Origin of the sequence: Microbacterium oleivorans NBRC 103075 (assembly GCF_001552475.1) — a bacterium.
Lineage (GTDB): Bacteria > Actinomycetota > Actinomycetes > Actinomycetales > Microbacteriaceae > Microbacterium > Microbacterium oleivorans.
Genome location: NZ_BCRG01000006.1, coordinates 44,114 through 63,565 on the forward strand (window position 1 = coordinate 44,114; position 19,452 = coordinate 63,565).

The 19,452-nt window shown below is 69.6% G+C and carries 18 protein-coding genes; 12 read left to right on the top strand and 6 right to left on the bottom strand.

What is annotated here, in order from left to right; genetic code table 11:
• The first annotated feature begins 81 nt into the window (after positions 1-81).
• From MO1_RS07850 to MO1_RS07860, 3 genes are read left to right on the top strand one after another with little or no spacing between them, the layout of a single operon-like run.
• On the top strand, positions 82-711 hold the full coding sequence (locus MO1_RS07850) for an SAF domain-containing protein (RefSeq protein ID WP_036313221.1): 630 nt from the start codon (positions 82-84) through the stop codon (positions 709-711).
• Complete coding sequence (locus tag MO1_RS07855) at positions 708-1,946, top strand: CpaE/TadZ family protein (protein ID WP_060915722.1); 1,239 nt, start codon at positions 708-710, stop codon at positions 1,944-1,946. Before MO1_RS07850 ends, MO1_RS07855 begins: the two co-directional genes overlap by 4 nt.
• A 47-nt stretch (positions 1,947-1,993) precedes the next feature.
• A complete protein-coding gene (locus MO1_RS07860) occupies positions 1,994-3,487 on the top strand; it encodes a sensor histidine kinase (protein ID WP_036312665.1) in 1,494 nt (497 codons plus the stop codon).
• An 18-nt stretch (positions 3,488-3,505) separates the two neighbouring features.
• Here MO1_RS07860 and MO1_RS07865 read toward each other — a convergent pair whose 3' ends face one another.
• Positions 3,506-3,754, bottom strand: coding sequence for a WhiB family transcriptional regulator (locus MO1_RS07865; RefSeq protein WP_036312663.1), 249 nt, complete (start codon positions 3,752-3,754; stop codon positions 3,506-3,508).
• Positions 3,755-3,963: 209 nt separating this feature from the next.
• On the opposite strand from MO1_RS07865, the gene MO1_RS07870 reads away from it, so the two are divergent.
• Complete coding sequence (locus MO1_RS07870) at positions 3,964-4,371, top strand: hypothetical protein (protein WP_060915723.1); 408 nt, start codon at positions 3,964-3,966, stop codon at positions 4,369-4,371.
• Here MO1_RS07870 and bcp read toward each other — a convergent pair whose 3' ends face one another.
• The 3 genes from bcp to aroA are packed head-to-tail and all read right to left on the bottom strand — an operon-like array spanning position 4,372 to position 7,209.
• On the bottom strand, positions 4,372-4,836 hold the full coding sequence (gene bcp / locus MO1_RS07875) for a thioredoxin-dependent thiol peroxidase (protein WP_060915724.1): 465 nt from the start codon (positions 4,834-4,836) through the stop codon (positions 4,372-4,374).
• A gap of 22 nt (positions 4,837-4,858) precedes the next feature.
• On the bottom strand, positions 4,859-5,899 hold the full coding sequence (rsgA, locus tag MO1_RS07880; RefSeq protein WP_060915725.1) for a ribosome small subunit-dependent GTPase A: 1,041 nt from the start codon (positions 5,897-5,899) through the stop codon (positions 4,859-4,861).
• Positions 5,896-7,209, bottom strand: coding sequence for a 3-phosphoshikimate 1-carboxyvinyltransferase (gene aroA / locus MO1_RS07885; RefSeq protein ID WP_036312656.1), 1,314 nt, complete (start codon positions 7,207-7,209; stop codon positions 5,896-5,898). Before aroA ends, rsgA begins: the two co-directional genes overlap by 4 nt.
• Before the next feature lie 117 nt (positions 7,210-7,326).
• Between aroA and MO1_RS07890 the strand changes: the two genes are divergently transcribed.
• The 5 genes from MO1_RS07890 (at position 7,327) to MO1_RS07910 (ending at position 10,492) form a co-directional block, all read left to right on the top strand.
• Entirely contained in the window at positions 7,327-7,887 is a 561-nt protein-coding gene (locus tag MO1_RS07890) for a hypothetical protein (RefSeq protein ID WP_052009485.1), read from the top strand.
• Positions 7,888-7,903: 16 nt separating this feature from the next.
• On the top strand, positions 7,904-8,623 hold the full coding sequence (locus MO1_RS07895) for a response regulator (RefSeq protein ID WP_036312654.1): 720 nt from the start codon (positions 7,904-7,906) through the stop codon (positions 8,621-8,623).
• Entirely contained in the window at positions 8,620-9,504 is an 885-nt protein-coding gene (locus MO1_RS07900; RefSeq protein ID WP_036312652.1) for a sensor histidine kinase, read from the top strand. Before MO1_RS07895 ends, MO1_RS07900 begins: the two co-directional genes overlap by 4 nt.
• Before the next feature lie 92 nt (positions 9,505-9,596).
• Positions 9,597-10,250: a sigma-70 family RNA polymerase sigma factor gene (locus MO1_RS07905; protein WP_036312650.1), complete on the top strand. Its 654-nt coding sequence runs from the start codon at positions 9,597-9,599 to the stop codon at positions 10,248-10,250.
• Positions 10,247-10,492: a zf-HC2 domain-containing protein gene (locus MO1_RS07910; RefSeq protein WP_036312648.1), complete on the top strand. Its 246-nt coding sequence runs from the start codon at positions 10,247-10,249 to the stop codon at positions 10,490-10,492. Before MO1_RS07905 ends, MO1_RS07910 begins: the two co-directional genes overlap by 4 nt.
• Before the next feature lie 74 nt (positions 10,493-10,566).
• On the opposite strand, the gene MO1_RS07915 is transcribed toward MO1_RS07910, so the two are convergent.
• Positions 10,567-14,274, bottom strand: a complete 3,708-nt coding sequence (locus MO1_RS07915) for a multifunctional oxoglutarate decarboxylase/oxoglutarate dehydrogenase thiamine pyrophosphate-binding subunit/dihydrolipoyllysine-residue succinyltransferase subunit (RefSeq protein WP_174520566.1) — start codon at positions 14,272-14,274, stop codon at positions 10,567-10,569.
• A 148-nt stretch (positions 14,275-14,422) separates the two neighbouring features.
• Here MO1_RS07915 and guaB1 point away from each other — a divergent pair, with 148 nt between their 5' ends.
• The 3 genes from guaB1 to MO1_RS07930 all read left to right on the top strand — a co-directional run bounded on the left by guaB1 (position 14,423) and on the right by MO1_RS07930 (position 18,368).
• Positions 14,423-15,877 (top strand): GMP reductase, encoded by a 1,455-nt coding sequence (guaB1, locus tag MO1_RS07920; protein ID WP_036312645.1) that lies wholly within the window; start codon positions 14,423-14,425, stop codon positions 15,875-15,877.
• 113 nt (positions 15,878-15,990) lie between these two features.
• Positions 15,991-17,319 (top strand): hemolysin family protein, encoded by a 1,329-nt coding sequence (locus MO1_RS07925; RefSeq protein ID WP_060915727.1) that lies wholly within the window; start codon positions 15,991-15,993, stop codon positions 17,317-17,319.
• A complete protein-coding gene (locus MO1_RS07930; RefSeq protein WP_060915728.1) occupies positions 17,316-18,368 on the top strand; it encodes a hemolysin family protein in 1,053 nt (350 codons plus the stop codon). The genes MO1_RS07925 and MO1_RS07930 overlap by 4 nt, the downstream gene beginning before the upstream one ends.
• Positions 18,369-18,374: 6 nt before the next feature.
• Here MO1_RS07930 and MO1_RS07935 read toward each other — a convergent pair whose 3' ends face one another.
• Positions 18,375-19,448 (bottom strand): NADH:flavin oxidoreductase/NADH oxidase, encoded by a 1,074-nt coding sequence (locus tag MO1_RS07935; protein ID WP_060915729.1) that lies wholly within the window; start codon positions 19,446-19,448, stop codon positions 18,375-18,377.
• Positions 19,449-19,452: the final 4 nt, after the last annotated feature.

Sequence of the window (19,452 nt, forward strand, 5' to 3'; positions counted from 1 at the left end):
CGACGGGCGCTCGTATCCGGAGCCCGGACGGCTTGTGGATAATCCCCGCCACCGCGGGTGCGGCTCAGCCACCATGACGTCATGACCACTCCCGACACCGTCCGGCCGGCGCCCCGCGCGTTCTGGGCCGACGCGCGGTTCCTGCTGGGTATCGCGCTCATCATCGCCTCCGTCGCCGGCGTCTGGCTCGTCGTCGCCTCCGCACGCCAGACCGCCCCCGTCTTCGCTGCGGCGCGCACGATCGTCCCCGGACAGACGGTGACGGCGGACGACCTGAGAGTGGTCGACGTCGCCCTCGGTCCCACGGGCGAGACCTACGTGTCGCCGGCCTCGCTCGAGCCCGGCGTCATCGCGACCCGGACGGTCTTCGAGGGTGAGCTGCTGCCACAGGCAGCGGTGGACGAGGCGGACGCGGCGACGACGACGAGCGTGGTCATCCGCACCGCGGGGGAGGTCTCCGCGGCGATCTCGCCGGGATCGGTCGTGGAGGTGTGGGCGGCGCCGGCGGAGGGCGGAGGAGAGTTCGGTGAGCCTCGCATCCTGGTGCCCTCCGCGACCGTCGTCACCGTGACACGTGACGACGCCGTCGTGTCGGGGAAGGATGTCTCGCTCGAGATCGTCATCCCGCGCGCCGACGTCGCGGCGACGCTCGCCGCACTCGCCGACGAGTCGAGCCTGTCCGTCGTGCCGGTCGCGGGGAAGGCGCAATGAGGGTCGTCGTCGCCGTCGACGGGCGACGGGGCCAGGACCTCGCCGTGCGTCTGCGAGACGAGGAAGCCGATGTCCGGGCGGTGGTCGCAGCTTGCGCCCCCGCGAGTGCCGCGCTGGATGCGATGTCCACCCCAGAGGCAGCCGAGCTCCTGGCCGAGCTGGCGCGCGCCGACCTCCTGATCGTCGACGGCCGTCCGGCGGCGCTGACCGCCGAGGTGGTGGCCGCCTGCGACCGGATGTCCGTCAGGATCGTGCCGTTGTGTGCGCGAAGCTCGGACCGGCGCCTTGCCGCATCGCTCGGTCTGTCCCCGCACGAACCCGACGCGTCCGCTGCGGAACTGCTGGCCGCTCCCGTCTCGACCCGGCACGTCGAGTCGAGCCGGGGCCGTGTCATCACCGTGTGGGGTGCGCACGGCGCGCCGGGGCGGACCACGCTCGCGATCGAGGTGGCGTGCGCGCTGTCCACCGCGACGAACAGGGTCGCACTCGTCGATGCGGATTCGCATGCGCCGTCGATCGCCTTGGCGATCGGGTTGGCCGACGAGGGCCCCGGCTTCGCCGCCGCCTGTCGTCAGGCCGAACGAGGTGCACTGACGGTCGCGGAGCTCAGCCGGATCGCGTCGACACTCGGTGAGGTCGATGTCCTCACGGGCCTCAACCGCCCCGGACGGTGGCCCGAACTCTCCCACCCGCGCGTGGTGTCCGCGCTCGACGCATGCCGAGGGTGGGCCGACGACACCGTCGTCGACGTCGCGTCGCCGCTGGAGCGCGACGAGGAGATCGTCAGTGATCTGATCGACGGTCCCCGCCGGAACGCCGCCACGCTCGCGGCGCTCGAGGCGGCTGACACGATCCTGGCGGTCGTCGCCGCCGACCCCGTCGGCGTCGCACGGTTCGTCCGCGCGTGGCCGGATCTCCGCGCCGCGGCCGGCGCGACACCGGTCCGGGTGGTGGTCAACAAGGTGCGTGCGGCTGCGCTGGGCGTCGACGCGCGCGGTCAGGTCCGCCGGACGCTCGAGAGGTACACCGGCGCGACGGACGTCGCTTTCGTGCCGTGGGATGCCCGGGGAACGGATGCCGCGATGCTCGCCGCCCGCCCCATCACCCACGTTGCACCGCGCTCGGCGGTGCCGACCGCGGTGCGACGCCTCGTCGCGGAGTCCCTCGCACCGCGCGCCGCCGCTGAGCCGACCGCCACGCGCCAGGCCCGTCGTCGGCTGGCGCGGACGGCCTAGCAGCCGGACACCGGAAGCGCTCGGACGGGAGGATCTAGGGTGGAGGCGTGTCCACGCTCAGCGACCTCGTCTACGCCCAAGGCCGTTCCACCGCGGAGGACGTCGAATGGCTCCACCGTCTCGCCGGCGACGGCCAGTTGCTCGCCGACCTCGCCTTCGCCGACATCGTCGTCTGGGTGCCGACTGCGGATGACTCGTTCATCGCCGTCGCGCACACTCGGCCGAGCGGCGCGGCGACCCTCTTCTACCGTGACATCGTCGGCGACGCCGTCCGCCCGCAGTGGCGGACTCAGGTCAAGGACGCGTTCACGCAGGTGCGCATGGTCGATTCGGCCTCCCCGGACTGGTTCGAGGAGACCCCCACGCGGGTCCGCGCCGTCCCGATCGTCCGTGAGCGCGCGGCGGGGGGTCGTGAGACCCGGGTGATCGGGGTGGTGACCCGCCACACGAATCTGGGCGAGGCGCGCACGCCGTCCCGTCAGCAGATCACCTTCAACGACTGCGCCGACGATCTGTTCGGCATGATCGCGTCCGCTGACTTCCCGGACCTCACCGCGCCGACGTCGCCTCGTCGTGGCGCACCGCGCGCGTCGGACGGCCTCATCCGGCTCGACGTCGACGGCATCACGACCTTCGCGAGCCCGAACGCGCTGTCGGCGTTCAATCGGCTGGGATTCGACGACGAGCTCGAGGGCGAATCGCTCATGCAGGTCGCGACGACGATCATGCCGGCATCCCGTCAGTTCGACGAGTCGCTTCCGATCGTGATGGCCGGCCGCGCGCCGTGGCGCGCTGACGTCGAGGCGCGAGGGGTGACGGTGTCGCTGCGGACGATCCCGCTCCGGGAGAACGGCAATCGGATCGGTGCCATCGTCCTCTGCCGCGACGTCAGCGAGATTCGCCACCAGGAGCAGGAACTCATCACGAAGGATGCGACGATCCGAGAGATCCATCATCGCGTCAAGAACAATCTGCAGACGGTCGCCTCGCTGCTACGCATCCAGGCCCGCCGCACGCACTCCGACGAGGGCCGCGATGCGCTGACACAGGCGATGCGACGTGTGAGCGCCATCGCGGTGGTCCACGACACCCTCTCCGAAGGACTCATGCAGAGCGTCGACTTCGACGACGTCTTCGAAAGGGTCCTGAAGCTCGTCGCCGAAGTCGCAGCGGCCCCGAACACGCGGGCACGGACCGTCAAGACCGGCACCTTCGGAACTCTGCCGAGCGAATACGCGACGCCCCTCGCCCTCGCACTGACCGAGCTCGTCACCAACGCGGTCGAGCACGGTCTGGCCGACAAGGAAGGGGAGGTCGAGATCATCGCCGAGCGCGACGAAGACCGGCTCGCCGTCCGCGTCCGCGACACGGGTGTCGGCCTGCCCGAGGGGCAGGTGGGACGGGGACTCGGCACTCAGATCGTGCGCACGCTCATCCAGGGCGAGCTCAGCGGAACCATCGACTGGCACACCCTCATGGGCAGCGGAACCGAGGTCACGATCGAGATCCCGATGCGGTACATCGAGCGCGCGCGGGCCTGAGACCCGCGCGCGGCGGTGTCAGGACGCGCGTCGGGCGCGTGCGGCGCGGCGCTTCAGAGCGCGGCGCTCGTCCTCGGAGAGGCCGCCCCAGACGCCCGAGTCCTGGCCGGTCTCGAGGGCGTACTGCAGGCAGAGCTCGGTGACGGTGCACCGGGCGCAGACGGACTTCGCCTTCTCGATCTGGTCGACGGCGGGCCCGGTGTTCCCCACGGGGAAGAACAGTTCGGGGTCGACGGTCAGGCAGGCGGATTTGTCGCGCCAATCCATAGCGGTGCTCCTAAAGGGGGGATCGGAAGTCGGGATGCGACGCCGGGCGACGTCGACTAACCTGGGTGGTGTGCGAGCAGACGCTCGCCCCACGCCGCTGTGGGAGCACACTTGCCCGTCAATATTCCCATGCCCGGGCATGTGAATCAAGGGTTAACGGAGTATTTCGGCGCCTCGCCGTGCCCCGGCGGCCAGGAGGAGCGATCATCGTGCGGACCACCCGTGTCGAGCGCATGGCGGCGGGATGGCTCGCCCTCGAAGCTACCGGCGTCCTCGCCCTCGCCGTCTGGGAAATCATCGCCCTCGTCCGCGGCGACAGCGGCAGCGCCGCGAGCTCGATCGCCCTCCTCGCGCTGACGGTTATCGGTGCGGCCGCGCTCGCAGGTTTCGCCGTCGCGGTCTGGCGGGGAGCGTCGGCGGGCCGTTCCGGCGGCATCGTGGCGCAACTGCTCGTGCTGTCGATTGCGCTCGGAACGCTCACGGGCGAAGGTGCGGACATCCGTCTCGCCGCAACGATCGCGGTTCCCGCCATCGTCGGCGTCATCCTGCTCATCGCCGCGGCGCGCGTCGCCGGTCGGCGTGCCAGGGGGGCAGCCGACGCGGCCGACGAGGTCTGATCAGACGCCGAGGAGCGTCCGGATTCGGGCGACGTGCCCCGTCGCCTTCACGTTGTACAGTGCGTGCGCGAGGGTGCCGTCCTCGTCGATCACGAACGTCGAGCGGATGACGCCCTCGACGACCTTGCCGTAGTTCATCTTCTCGCCCCACGCGCCGTATGCCTCGTGCACGGAGTGGTCCGGGTCGCTCAGCAGGTCGTAGGGGAGGCCGTCGCGTTCGCGGAACTCCCGAAGCTTGCCCGGGTCATCCCGCGAGATGCCGACGACGGTGTACCCCGCGGACTGCAGCGGAGCCACGCTGTCGCGGAAGTCGCAGGCTTCGGTCGTGCAACCCGGCGTCATGGCGGCGGGGTAGAAGAAGGCGATGAGACGCCGTCCGCGGAAATCGGCGAGCGAAACGCTCGCGCCGTCCTGGTCGACAAGGGTGAAATCGGGTGCGGGGGCTCCGGTGTTCAGTCGCGGCATCCGACCATCTTAGGCGTCGGGATCAGGTGGCGAATGTCGCCAGCAGCCGCTGGAGGGAGTCGAGACGCGCCGCTCCCCGCTCGCCCAATCTGCCCTCGGCGACGGCCTCGGCGATGGCGCAGTCGGGAGCATCGGGCAGGTGGGTGCATCCGCGGGGGCACTCCTCCGCGACGGCCGCCAGATCGGTGTACGCCCGGAGAATGTTGGCCGGGTCGACATGACCGAGGCCGAAGGATCGGACGCCCGGGGTGTCGATGACCCAGCCGCGTCCGCCGTCGCCGGCGTAGCGCAGGGAAACCGCAGAACTCGACGTGTGACGGCCGCGACCGGTCACCACGTTGACATGGCCGATGGCGCGGGCGGCGTCGGGTACCAGCGCGTTCACGAGAGTGGACTTGCCGACGCCGGAGTGTCCGACGAAGACCGTCGAGTGTCCCGCGAGACGTTCGCCGATGGGCCCGACGGGCATGGTCTCCAGGCCGCTCGTGAACACCTCGAGGTCGTCCAGACCCTCGAAGTGGGCGAGGAACGCGGTGGGATCGGCGAGGTCGGTCTTGGTGACGACGAGCATCGGGTGCATGCCGGCATCCAACGCGGCGATCAGATAGCGGTCCACGAGTCGCGGGCGTGGCTCGGGATCGGCCGCGGCCACGACGATCAGGAGCTGGTCGGCGTTGGCGACGATGATCCGCTCGACATGATCGGTGTCGTCGGCGCTCCGGCGGAGCAGAGAGCTGCGCTCCTCGATGCCGACGATGCGCGCGAGCGTGCCGTCGTCCCCGGTCCGGTCTCCCACGACGCGAGCGCGGTCGCCGTTGACGATCGGCTGCTTGCGGAGCTCCCGGGCGCGGGACGCGAGGATCTGGCGCTCGTCGGGCCCGTCCTCGTCGATGAGGACGGTGTAGCGGCCACGATCGACGCCGAGCACGCGCGCGATCTGCGCGTCGGCGTGCGCAGGCCGGCGCTTCGTGCGCGGACGATTCGCCTTCGGGTTGGGCCGCATGCGGATGTCGGCCTCGTCGAACTCGAGGTCGTCATCGTCATCGTCGGTAAGCCAGCTCACGCGAGCATGTCCGCCCAGAGCTGGGGGAACTCCGGCATGGTCTTGGCGGTCGTGCCGATGTCGTCGACGACGACACCCGGCACCCTCAGCCCGATGACGGCGCCTGCGGTGGCGATGCGGTGGTCGTGGTGAGCGCGCCAGATGCCGCCTTGTAGCGGCCTCGGGACGACGTGGATGCCGTCCTCCCGCTCTTCGGCCTCGCCGCCGAGCGCGCGGAGGTTGTCGACGAGAGCGGCGATCCGATCGGTCTCGTGCCCGCGGATGTGACCGATGCCGTGGAACGTCGTCGGTGCATCTGCGAATGCCGCGAGGGCGAACAGCGTCGGAGTCAGCTCACTCGCGGCGGACAGATCGAGGTCGACACCGGCGATCCGCTCTCCTGCGGTCACGGTGAGGGCTCCGGCCCGGCGCGACGCGTGCGCGCCCATGACCGGCAGGATGTCGGCGAGCAGAGCGCCGGGCTGAGTCGAATGAGCGGGCCACCCGGGGACGGTCACCGATCCACCGGTGAGCACTGCCGCGGCCAGGAAGGGTGCGGCGTTGGACAGGTCCGGCTCGATCGCCACGTCTTTGCCGCGGACGCCGCCCGCGGGGACGACCCATTCGTTCGGGGTCGGATGCTCGACGTGGACACCCCGACGGGCGAGAGCCTCGATCGTCATCTCGATGTGCGGCAGGCTCGGGAGACGCTCGCCCTCGTGGATGAGTCGGAGGCCGACGTCGAAGCGGGCCGCCGCCAGGAGGAGACCGGAGACGAACTGACTCGACTGGCTCGCGTCGATCGTCACTTCACCGCCCCGGATGTGGCCGTGGCCGCGGACGTCGAATGGCAGGGACCAGCTGCCCCCGTCATCGATGTCGGCTCCGACCTCTCGGAGAGCCTGGATCATCGCCCCCATCGGGCGATGCAGAGCGGTCGGATGCGCCGTCACGTGGACGTCTCCGACGGCGAGGCCGGCGAGGGGGGACACGAACCGCATCACGGTGCCGGCCTGGCCGCAGTCGATCGTCGTGTCTCCCGCGAAGGTGGACGGCGGGGTGACCTCGAGGTCGGGACCGAAGGGCGAATCGCCGGGGACGCGCTCGATGGAGACTCCCAGAGCGCCCAGCGCATCGATCATTCGGGCGGAATCGTCGGAGTGGAGCGCCCCGGTCAGCAGGCTCGGGCCGTCGGCGATCGCAGCGAGAACGAGCTCGCGGTTCGTCAGCGATTTCGACCCGGGCACCGACACCCGGGCGTGCACGGGCTCGCTCGGCGTGGGAGCCGGCCACGACGCGGCGGGGGACGGGGAGAAGGGGGCGTCGCTCATCGCCTCCAGCCTACTGAACAGGGCGACACGACCGATGTCGGGGTTTCGTCGGCGATGTCGCTGATCTGCGACAGCGCCGAGACAGCGCCGCGACATCCACCCTCTAGCGTGATTGCCATGGAACAGATCTCTCGCACCGGCATCCGATCCGCGCTTCTCGGAGCCGCCCTTCTCGCTCCGCTTCTGTTCGCAGGATGTTCCGTGGCCGTCACCGATCCCGCCGCGCGCGCATCATCTCCTGCGCCGTCCTCGTCGAGCGAGGCGCCGGACAGCACACCGCCGGCTTCGGAGGCGTCGCCCGCGCCGCAGGCGGAGCCGAGCGCGGTGGTCGACGCTCAGACCAAGGAGAAGCTCGACCGGACACGCCTGCGCGAACTCGTCACGCAGAACCTCACCTGCACCGACGGGTCCGCCACGGTGGGGCGCGACCTCGACGGGATGATCGTGGAGTTCACCGGCAACTGCAAGGAGGTGACGATCCTCGCCAGCGCGGGCGTCGTCCTTCTTCCCGACGTCGGCCTCCTGAGCATCAAGGGCGACGCGGAGAACGTCGTGGTGGCCTCGGCAGAGAAGATCGTCTTCGACAAGAGCGCCGACATCAACCTCGTGGGCTGGGAGAGCGGGACGCCCGCGATCGACTACGCCGGCACCGCGAACGTGACGACGCCCGTCTCCTGATCGCTACGATCCGGGTATGTCCTCCGATGCGGCACCCCGGCTGCTCCTCGTCGATGACGAGCAGTCGATCACCGAGAGCCTCGCACCGTTTCTGAGTCGGAGCGGGTTCGACGTCGACGTCGCCGCGGACGGCGCGGAGGCGTTGCGGGTCATCGCGTCGCGGCATCCCGACATCGTCGTGAGCGACGTCGTCATGCCGGTGGTCGACGGTCGCGAGCTGCTCCGCCGGCTCCGACGCGCGGGTGACGCGACACCCGTCATCCTGCTCACCCACGTCGGCGAGTCCGGGGAGCGGTCCGCCGCTCTGGACGAGGGCGCTGATGACTACCTGAACAAGCCGTTCGACCCCCAGGAGCTCGTCTCCCGCACGAGAGCGGTCCTGCGGCGGGTTGCGACGGGCGCAGGAGGTCTCGTCTCATCGGAGGTCGTCGAGGCGGACGGGGTGCGGCTCGACCGGCCCGCCCGCCGGGTGTGGCGGGACGGCGTGGAGGTCTCGCTCACACCGAAGGCGTTCCAGCTGCTCGAGTTCCTGATGACGCGGCCGGGCGAGGCTCATGCGCGCGAGCGACTCCTCAGCGTCGTGTGGGGGTTCGACTTCGCCGCGCACACGCGCGCCGTCGACAACCGTGTCGCCGAACTGCGTTCCGCGCTGGGGGATGATGCGTCCTCGCCCACGTACATAGAGACCGTGCCGGGGGTCGGCTACCGGTTCACCCGATCGGTGCGCCGCGCGTGAGCAGGCGCCGGGTCGTCGTGGCCGCGCTTCCGACGGCGGCATTGCTGGTCCTCGCGATCGTCGCCTTCGCACTCGATCAGCGGACGGTCGTGGTGTCGACGCCACTCGGCACCGTCATCCTCGTCGTCGCCGTGGTCGTCGCCGCTGTGACGGTGATCGCGCTCACGTGGCGAGCCCACATCCGGCGGACTGCGCTGCGCGCGCACGAGGAGACGAGGCGTTCCGCCGCCGTCGAGCACCGCCGGTTCCTCGACCGTCTGGACCACGAGCTGAAGAACCCCATCACCGCCATCCGCGCGGCCGTCGCAGTCAGCGACGCATCGACGCCGCAGCTCACGGCCATCGATGCGCAGACCACGCGCATGGCGCGACTCGTCGGCGACCTCCGCAAGCTCGGTGAGCTCCAGACCGCTCCGATGGAGCGCGTCGCCGTCGACCTGAGCGACGTCGTCACCGACGCGGCCGCCACCATCGGTGAGGCACAGGGGCGCGACATCCGTGTCACGCTCCCGTCCGCTCCGTGGCCGCTGCCGACGGTGGTGGGGGATCCGGATCTGCTCTTCACCGCCGTCCACAACGTCGTGTCGAATGCGGTCAAGTACTCCGAGCCCGGCGACACCGTCGAGGTCCGCGGCATCGAGCGGGCCGGCCGCGTCGTGATCGAGGTCGCGGACACGGGCCGCGGCATCCCGGCAGCAGACGTCCCGTCGGTGCTCGACGAGCTCGCGCGGGGTGCCAACGCGCGCGACCGGCTCGGCAGCGGCCTGGGGCTCGCCCTCGTCCGGACGATCGTCGAACGCCACGGCGGTTCGGTGTCGGTCGACTCCCACGAGGGACGCGGCACTCGGGTCAGCATCGAGATCCCCGTCGTCACGTCGTGAGACGAGGATCCGGAGAAAGCTGGGAATAGGCCCAGCCCCGGCCTCGTTGGACCCTCATGTCGACGACATTCAGGCCAGTGGAGAGGAGCGCGATGACCGCCGTATTGGAAGCGCCCGAGCTCGCCGAATGGGCAGACGTAGACTTGCGGGCGATGAACGATCAGGCGGTCGAAGACCCGCGTACCCAGTTCGAGGAGCAGGCGCTCCCCTTCATGGACCAGCTTTACGCGGCGGCGATGCGGATGACCCGCAACCCCGCTGACGCGTCGGACCTGGTGCAGGAGACATTCGTCAAGGCGTTCGCCGCCTGGGCGTCCTTCACCCAGGGCACCAACCTCAAGGCGTGGCTCTACCGCATTCTGACGAACACGTACATCAACACGTACCGGAAGAAGCAGCGCGAGCCGTACCAGGGCACGATCGACGATCTCGAGGACTGGCAGCTCGGGGGAGCGGAATCGACGACGGCGTCCTCGGCGCGGTCAGCCGAAGCCGAGGCGATCGACCACATGCCTGCATCCGTCGTCAAGGATGCGCTGCAGTCCCTTCCGGAAGACTTCCGACTGGCCGTGTACCTCGCGGACGTCGAAGGGTTCGCGTATCAGGAGATCGCGGACATCATGAAAACCCCCATCGGCACGGTCATGAGCCGTCTGCATCGAGGCAGACGACAGCTCCGCGACCTGCTGTCCGACTACGCGAAAGAGCGCGGCATCGATGTGCCCGCCACGAGGAGTGCGAAATGACCGATTGCGGTTGCGACAAGGCCCAGAAGGACCTCGAAGAGTACCTGCGCAACGAGATCTGCAACACCCGCCACGCGGACATCACCGAGCACCTCGAGAACTGCGCCGAGTGCCGTGACGAAGCCCTCGTCGCGACGACGCTGACGGCCGTGGTCGCTCGTGCCTGCAAGGAAGCCGCTCCCGAGGATCTTCGCGACCAGGTTCTCGCACGTTTGCGCACGGAGCAGGCCACCCACCACTGACCTCTCGCTGACGAGCAGGAGAGACAGAGAAGAGGCCCCGCCGAAGCGGGGCCTCTTCTCTGTCCGGCATCCGATCAGAAGCCGAGCGCCTGCTCCATGATCTCCGCGTGCTGGCGAGCATGAACCTTCGGCGAGCCGGTGGCGGTGGATGCCGCCGAGGCCCGGGAGGTCCGTGTGATCGTACGGCCCTTGAGGTGCTTCTCGACCTCGAGCGCGATGAACGGCCAGGCGCCCTGGTTGGCGGGCTCCTCCTGGACCCAGAACAGCTCCGCATTGGGGTAGCTGTCGAGGACCGCGTTCAGCTGGTCGACCGGCGCCGGGTAGTACTGCTCCAGGCGGACCAGGGCGACCTTCTCGTTGGGCTTCTTCTCGAGCTCGGCGGCCAGATCCCAGTGGATCTTGCCGGCGTGCAGCAGCACCCGGGTGACGGCGCCGCGGTCGAGCGAACGCTCGTCGTCGAGCACGGGCTCGAATCGGCCCTCGAGGAAGTCCTCCACCGGGCTCGTCGCGTTCCGCAGTCGCAGCATGGCCTTCGGGGTGAAGACGATGAGCGGACGGCGCGGACGCGCGTAGGCCTGGCGGCGGAGCAGATGGAAGTACGACGCGGGCGTCGAGGGGCGCGCGACGGTCATGTTGTCCTGCGCGCACATCTGCAGGTAGCGCTCGATGCGGGCCGACGAGTGGTCCGGTCCCTGTCCCTCGTAGCCGTGGGGGAGCAGGAGCACAACGCCCGACTGCTGCGCCCACTTCTGCTCGGCCGACGAGATGAACTCGTCGATGACCGACTGCGCGCCGTTGGCGAAGTCGCCGAACTGCGCTTCCCAGAGCGTCAGCGTGTCGGCGCGCTCGACCGAGTAGCCGTACTCGAACGCCATCGCCGCGTATTCGCTCAGGAGCGAGTCGTAGACGTAGAACCGGCCCTGGTTGTCGCTGAGGTTCGCCAGCGGCAGCCACTCCTGGCCGTTCGCGCGATCATGCATGACGGCATGGCGCGTCACGAACGTGCCACGGCGGACGTCCTGTCCGGCTAGTCGTACGTTCGAGCCCTCCGCGAGGAGGGAGCCGAAGGCGAGCAGTTCTCCGAAGCCCCAGTCGATCTTGCCGTTGCGGCTCATGTCGTGGCGCTTGTCGAGCAGCTGCTGCAGCTTCGTGTGCACCGTGAAGCCCTCAGGCTTGTTCACGAACGCGTCACCGATGCGCTCGATAACGTCACGGCTGACGGCGGTCGAGTCAGGTTCGCCGACTGCGGGCTCGGCTGCGTTGTCGGGGGCGACCACGGGAGAGGTCCCGGTCTGTGCGGCGTGGATCTCCGCGAAGGCGATCTCGAGGCGGTTCTGGAAGTCCTGCTTCGCGGTGTCGTACTCCTCCTCGGTGATGTCGCCACGACCGACGAGGGCCTCGGTGTAGAGCTTGCGAACCGAGCGCTTCGCCTCGATGAGGTTCGTCATCAGCGGCTGCGTCATCGAGGGGTCGTCGCCCTCGTTGTGGCCGCGACGGCGGTAGCAGACGAGGTCGATGACGACATCGCGGTTGAACTCCTGGCGGTACCGGAAGGCGAGCTCCGCGACGTGGACGACGGCTTCGGGATCGTCGCCGTTCACGTGGAAGATCGGGGCCTGGATCGTCTTGGCGACGTCGGTCGCATAGATCGAGGTGCGCGCGTCGAGCGGGAGGGTCGTGAAGCCGACCTGGTTGTTGACGACCACGTGCACGGTGCCGCCGGTGCGATAGCCGCGCAGGCGCGACATCTGCAGCGTCTCCATCACGACGCCCTGGCCGGCGAAGGCCGCGTCGCCGTGGACGAGGATCGGCAGCCACGAGAACGACCCGATGGGGAGGCGATCCTGCTTGGCGCGGACGATGCCCTCGAGGACGCCATCGACGGTCTCCAGGTGCGAGGGGTTCGCCGCCAGGTAGACGGGGAGTTCCTCGCCACCGTCGGCGACGAAGGTGCCCTGCGTGCCGAGGTGGTACTTGACGTCACCCGAACCGCTCTTGGATCCGACGGCGACGGAGCCCTCGAACTCGCGGAAGAGCTGGCTGTACGTCTTGCCGGCGACGTTGGTGAGGACGTTGAGGCGACCACGGTGCGCCATGGCGATCGCGGCCCCGTCGAGACCCTCGGCCGCAGCACCCTGCAGGATCTGGTCGAGGAGCGGGACGAGGGACTCGCCGCCCTCGAGGCTGAAGCGCTTCTGACCGACGAACTTCGTCTGCAGGAAGGTCTCGAATGCCTCGGCCTCGTTCAGCTTGCCGAGGACGCGCAGCTGCTCGTCGTGCCCGGGCTTCTGGTACTTGATCTCGAGGTTGTCCTGGAACCACTTGCGCTGGGTCGGGTCCTGGATGTGCATGTACTCGACACCGACGGTGCGGCAGTACGAGTCGCGGAGGATGCCCAGGATGTCGCGGAGCTTCATCGTGCGCTTGCCGCCGAAGCCGTTCGTGACGAACTCGCGGTCGAGGTCCCAGAAGGTCAGCCCGTGGTTCTCGATCTCGAGGTCGGGGTGCGTGCGCTGAACGTACTCGAGGGGATCGATGTCGGCCATCATGTGACCGCGGACGCGGTAGGAGTTGATGAGCTCCTGCACGCGCGCCGTCTTGTCGACGCGCTCGGCGATGTCGACCTTGATGTCGCTCGACCAACGGATGGGCGAGTACGGGATGCGGAGGGCCGCGAAGATGTCGTCGTAGAAGCCGTCCTGGCCGATGAGCAGCTGGTGCACGATCTTGAGGAACTCGCCCGAGCCGGCACCCTGGATGACGCGGTGGTCGTAGGTGCTCGTGAGCGTGATGGTCTTACCGATGCCGAGCTCGCCGAGGGTCTTCTCGCTGGCTCCCTGGAACTCAGCCGGGTAGTCGAGGGCGCCGGCACCGATGATGCAGCCCTGGCCCTTCATGAGGCGGGGGACGGAGTGCACCGTGCCGATGCCGCCCGGGTTCGTGAGGGAGACCGTCGTGCCCTGGAAGTCGGCGGCGGTCAGCTTGTTCTTACGCGCGCGCTGGACGAGATCCTCGTAGGCCAGCAGGTACTCGTTGAATGTGAGGGTCTCCGCCTGCTTGATGCTGGGGACCATGAGCGCACGGGTGCCGTCGGGCTTGGGCAGGTCGATCGCGATGCCGAGGTTGATGTGGGCGGGGGAGACCACGGACGGCTTGCCGTCGACCTCGGTGTAGAAGACGTTCTGGGTCGGGAATGCCTTGAGCGCCTGGATCAGCGCCCACCCGATGATGTGCGTGAAGCTCACCTTGCCGCCGCGCGTGCGGGACATGTGGTTGTTGATGACGATGCGGTTGTCGATCATCAGCTTCGCGGGGATGGTGCGGACGCTCGTGGCAGTCGGGACGGTCAGCGACTCGTCCATGTTCGCGGCAAGGGTCTTGGGAAGCCCGCGGAGCGGAGTGACGGTGTCCTCGAGCGTGGCCTTCTCCGCGGAGGGTGCCGCCTTGGGGGCCTCGGCCGGAATCGGCTGCGGCGCGGCGGGGCGGGCGGTCGTGCGTGCCACGGGCGCAGCGCCGGTGGGCGCAGCTGCGCGGGCCTCAGCGGCGGGTGCCGGGCCGGCGGCGGCAGGTGCTGCCGGAGCGGATGCCGCGGGTGCGGCAGCCTCGGTGGCGGCGCCGCCCGAGGGGGTGTCGGGCGTGTAGGCCTCGAGGACAGGCCACCACTCCTTGTCCACCGAGTTCTTGTCGCGGCTGTACTGCTCGTACAGCTCTGCGACGAGCCATTCATTGGCTCCGAATTCCCCGTCGCTCGTAGTTCCCACGCCGGTCGCCTGACTGGACACGGTTCCGCCTGCTTTCGTCGTCGACGTTCAGAATGTGCGGGGCTCGCGCGGCTCCGCGCACAGACGTCAAGGGTATCCCAGGTTGCCACCCCTCCGACCCGCTTCCGGGGCCCGGACGCGGGGGTCCGCCGTCGCATAGCGTGGAGGTATGCACTTCTCCGGTGAGCGGCCCGCAGGCGACCTGACCTACTCTGACGTCTTCCTCGTCCCGCGACGCTCGGACGTGACGAGCCGCCTGGACGTGGACCTCTCGCCGGGAGACGGCACGAACGCGACGATTCCGATCGTCGCCTCGAACATGAACTCGGTCACGGGCCCCCGTCTGGCGGCGACGCTCGCCCGTCGCGGCGGCCTCGCGGTCCTGCCGCAGGACATGGCGCTCCAGGACGTGGATGCCGGCATCCGGTGGGTGAAGGATCAGCCGGTGCGCTGGGACACGCCGCTCGTCCTGTCGCCGGACGCGCTGGTCTCGGATGCCGCGTCGCTCCTGCCGCCGGCGAGCGGACACGGCATCGTCGTCGCGTCGACGACCGGCCGCGTCCACGTGGACGACATCCTCGGCATCGTGCCGGCTGCGCGACTCGGGACGGCTCTGCCCGACGCCCGCCTGGGCGACCTCGTGCGGGGGCGGGCCGCATCCATCGATGCGGACGACGTCGACAGTGCGCGGGCGGCGTTCGACCTGCTCATCGCGGCGGATGCCGACATCGTCACGGTCCTGCACCACGGCTACCTCGTCGGCACGCTGTCGCAGCGGACCGCGCTGCGCTCGTCGCTGTACCGCCCCGCCGTCGACGCCGACGGACGCCTCATCGTCGCCGCGGCGGTCGGGATCAACGGCGACGTCGCGGCGAAGGCACGCGCTCTCGCCGCCGCCGGCGTCGATGCGCTCGTCGTCGACACGGCGCACGGCCACCAGGAGAGCATGATCCGAGCGCTCCGCGCCGTCTCGGCCGAGAAGCTCGGCCTGCCGATCGTCGCCGGCAACGTCGTCACCGCCGAGGGTGTCGAGGATCTCGTCGCCGCGGGCGCGACCATCCTCAAGGTCGGGGTGGGGCCGGGCGCCATGTGCACGACGCGCATGATGACGGCCGTCGGCCGACCGCAGTTCTCCGCCGTCCTCGAGACGGCGGAAGCCGCGGCGGCCACCGGCGCGCACGTGTGGGCGGACGGCGGCGTCCGTTACCCCCGCGACGTCGCGCTGGCACTGGCGGCGGGCGCGGCATCCGTCATGATCGGCTCGTGGTTCGCCGGCACGATCGAAGCGCCCGGTGACCTTCGGGTCGACGCCGAGGGTCGCGTGTTCAAGGAATCGTGGGGGATGGCCTCGACGAAGGCCGTGCAGGGCCGGTTCGGCCGCCTCGACCCGTTCGAGCGCGCTCGCAAGGAACTGTTCGCCGAGGGCATCTCGTCGTCGCGGATCTACCTCGATCCGCTCCGGCCGAGCGTCGAAGACCTGCTGGACATGATCACCTCCGGCGTCCGCTCCTCCTTCACTTACGCGGGGGCGGCGACCGTCGCCGATTTCCACGAGCGGGCGACCGTCGGATTCCAGTCCGCCGCCGGCTACGAAGAGGGCAAGGCGTTGCCGGTCAGCTGGTGAACCCACGCGCGGGAGGACGTGCGGTGCCGTAGAATCGAGCACACAATGGACGACCCTCCCAGTAGACCTTCGCCCCACCGACCCTTTTCCCCGCTGATCGGGGGTGACGTGTGATGGATTACGTCATGTTGGGCGTGGGGCTCCTGCTGACCGTGGGAACCGGTCTCTTCGTCGCGAGTGAGTTCGCCCTCGTCAACCTCGACCGCGCAGATCTCGAAGCGCGCCGCGCCGCCGGCGAGACCCGGCTGTCGCTGACGATCAATGCCCTGCGCATCACGTCGACGCACCTGTCGAGCGCTCAGCTCGGCATCACGCTGACGACCCTCCTCACCGGTTACACGATGGAGCCGGCGCTCTCGAACCTGCTCGACCCGGTGTTCGAATCGTGGGGCGTGCCGGAAGCGGCATCCCGCCCCATCTCGACCATCGTCGCGATGGCCACCGCCACGATCTTCTCGATGATCATCGGCGAGCTCGTGCCGAAGAACTTCGCGCTCGCGGTGCCTCGGCAGACCGCAAAGCTCGTCATGGGGTTCCAGACGGTCTTCACGACCGTCTTCCGTCCCGCGATCCAGCTGCTCAACGGCAGTGCGAACGCGGTGCTCCGCGGTATGGGCGTCGAGCCCAAGGAGGAGCTCTCCGGCGCGCGCACCGCTGAAGAGCTCTCGAGCCTCGTGCGTCGCTCCGCCAGCGCGGGCGTCCTCGAGAAGGACACCGCGTCGCTGCTCGACCGCACTCTCACCTTCTCGCGTCTCACGACCGCCGACGTCATGACCCCCCGTCCGAGCATCCACGCGGTCGCCGCCGACGACAGCGTCGAAGACGTCGTGCAGCTCGCCCGTCGCACCGGCCACAGCCGGTTCCCCGTCTTCGGCGAGTCGATGGACGACATCACCGGCATCGTGCACCTCAAGCAGGCCGTCTCCGTGCCGCGCGAGCGCCGAGCCGATGTGCCCGCCGCGGCGATCGCCGAAGAGCCGCTGCGCGTGCCCGAAGCGGTCCACCTCGACGGCCTGATGTCCGAGCTTCGATCCCGGGGCTATCAGATGGCTATCGTCGTCGACGAGTACGGCGGGACCGCGGGCGTCGTGACCCTCGAAGACCTCGTCGAGGAGATCGTCGGCGAAGTGCTCGACGAGCACGACCGCAACCGCGCGGGCGTCGTCCGAGGCAAGGGGTCGATCATCTTCCCCGGTGACCTCCGCCCCGACGAGGTGCTCGACCGCACCGGCATCCGCGTACCCGAAGGCGATGTCTACGACACCGTCGGCGGCTTCATCATGGCCACGCTCGAGCGCATCCCCGCGGTCGGCGACGAGATCACCCTCGAGGACGGCACCATCTCCGTGCAGCGGATGGACGGTCGCCGCGTCGACCGCGTCAAGTTCGTGCCCGCTCCCGTGCCGGTCGGCGCCGAGACGGAAGGCGGTGAGCGCCGATGAACGATTGGGCAGGAATCGCGTGGCTCGTCGTCCTCCTCGTGGCGAACGCCTTCTTCGTCGGCGCGGAGTTCGCCGTCATCTCCGCGCGACGCTCGCAGATAGAGCCCCTCGCTGAGAAGGGCTCGCGCTCCGCCAAGACCGCCCTGTGGGCGATGGAGCACGCCACGCTCATGCTGGCGACCTGTCAGCTCGGCATCACGATCTGCTCGCTGCTGATCCTGAACGTGTCGGAGCCGGCCATCCACCACCTGCTGGCGGTGCCTCTCGAGGCCGTCGGCATCCCGTACGCCGTGGTGGACGTCATCGCCTTCGTCATCGCGCTGCTGCTGGTCTCGTACCTGCACGTCGTGTTCGGCGAGATGGTGCCGAAGAACCTCGCCTTCTCACTTCCCGATCGCGCCGTGCTGCTGCTGGCGCCGCCGCTCGTGTTCGTGTCGCGGGTCTTCCACCCGATCATCGTGGCGCTCAACTGGATCGCGAACCACGTCGTGCGTCTCTTCCGCGTCGAGCCGAAGGACGAGGCCGCCTCGACCTTCACGCTGGACGAGGTCGCCACGATCGTGAATCAGTCGCGGATCGAGGGCGTGCTCGACGATGCGTCGGGTGCGGTCGCTGCCGCCGTCGAGTTCACGGACAAGAAGGCGAAGGATGTCGCGGTTCCGCTCTCGGAACTCGTCACCCTCCCCGAGAACACGACGCCCGACGAGATCGAACGAGCCGTCGCCCGCCACGGCTTCTCGCGCTACGTGATCGTCGACGACGAGGGCATGCCGCTCGGCTACGTCCACCTGAAGGACGTGCTCCGTGCGACGGAGGGACCGGATGCCGAGGTGTCGGTCGAGCGTCCGATCAAGCCGAAGCGCATCCACCACATGATCCCGATCAGCGAGGCCACCGACCTCGAGGACGCCTTGGCGCTCATGCGCCGCTCGAGCCGGCACCTCGCCCAGGTGCGCGACTCGGCGGGCGAGACGACGGCTGTGCTGTTCCTCGAGGACATCATCGAGGAGCTCGTCGGCGAAGTGCACGACGCGACCCGCCGCCTCTGACGAGGCTCAGCGCCGGCGGGCGCGGAGGTACTGCGGCGGCCACAGCGTCGCGGCCTCCGCGTCGCCGAGCTCGTCCGCGGCATGGAGCGCGAAGTGCGGGTCGCGGAGCCACCCGCGCCCGATCATGACCGCATCGGCCAATCCGTCGCGCAAGACGGCTTCGGCCTGCGGGCCGTCGAGGATCTCGCCGACGGCGGTGACGAGCAGCCCGGTGCGCTCGCGGATGGTCGCCGCGAACGGCACCTGGTAGCCCGGACCGGTCGTGATCTGCTGGTGGGCGACGAGCCCGCCCGTCGACACGTCGATGACGCTCGCGCCGTGCTCACCGACCCACCCGGCGACGGTGGCGGTCTCTTCCACGCCCCAGCCGCCCTCGGCCCAGTCGGTCGCCGAGAACCGCACGGCGATCGTGCGGTTCGGCGCGGCATCCCGCACCGCCTCCACGACGCGCAGCAGCACCCGGGCGCGGTTCTCGAGCGAGCCGCCGTACTCGTCGGTGCGGGTGTTCGACAGCGGCGAGAGGAACTGGTGGAGGAGGTAGCCGTGCGCGGCGTGGATCTCGAGCAGGTCGAACCCCGCCTCGTCCGCTCGGCGCGCGGCCTCCCCGAACGCCGCCACGAGCGCGTCTATACCGTCGGCATCGAGCGCGACCGGCTCCGCGAAGCCCTCGTAGGCGATCGCGGAGGGGGCCACTGTCGTCCAGCCGCCGTCGGCGCGCGAGACGCTGCCGCGCGCGTCGTCGAAGGGTCGGTGCGTCGAGGCCTTGCGCCCCGCGTGGGCGAGCTGCACGCCGGCCAGGGCGCCGCGAGCGTGGATCACCGCGACGATCGGGGCCCACGCATCCCGCTGCTCGTCGTTCCACAGGCCCGCGTCGTGCGCCGTGATGCGTCCCTCCGCGGTCACGGCCGCGGCCTCGGTGATGACCATTCCGGCACCGCCCGTCGCGAACTGCGCGAGGTGCACGTGGTGCCAGTCGTTCGGCATGCCGTCGACCGAGGTGTACTGGCACATCGGCGACACCCAGAGGCGGTTGCGGGCGGTCGCGCCGGTGAGTTCGAGGGGCGTGAACAGGAGGGTCATGAGC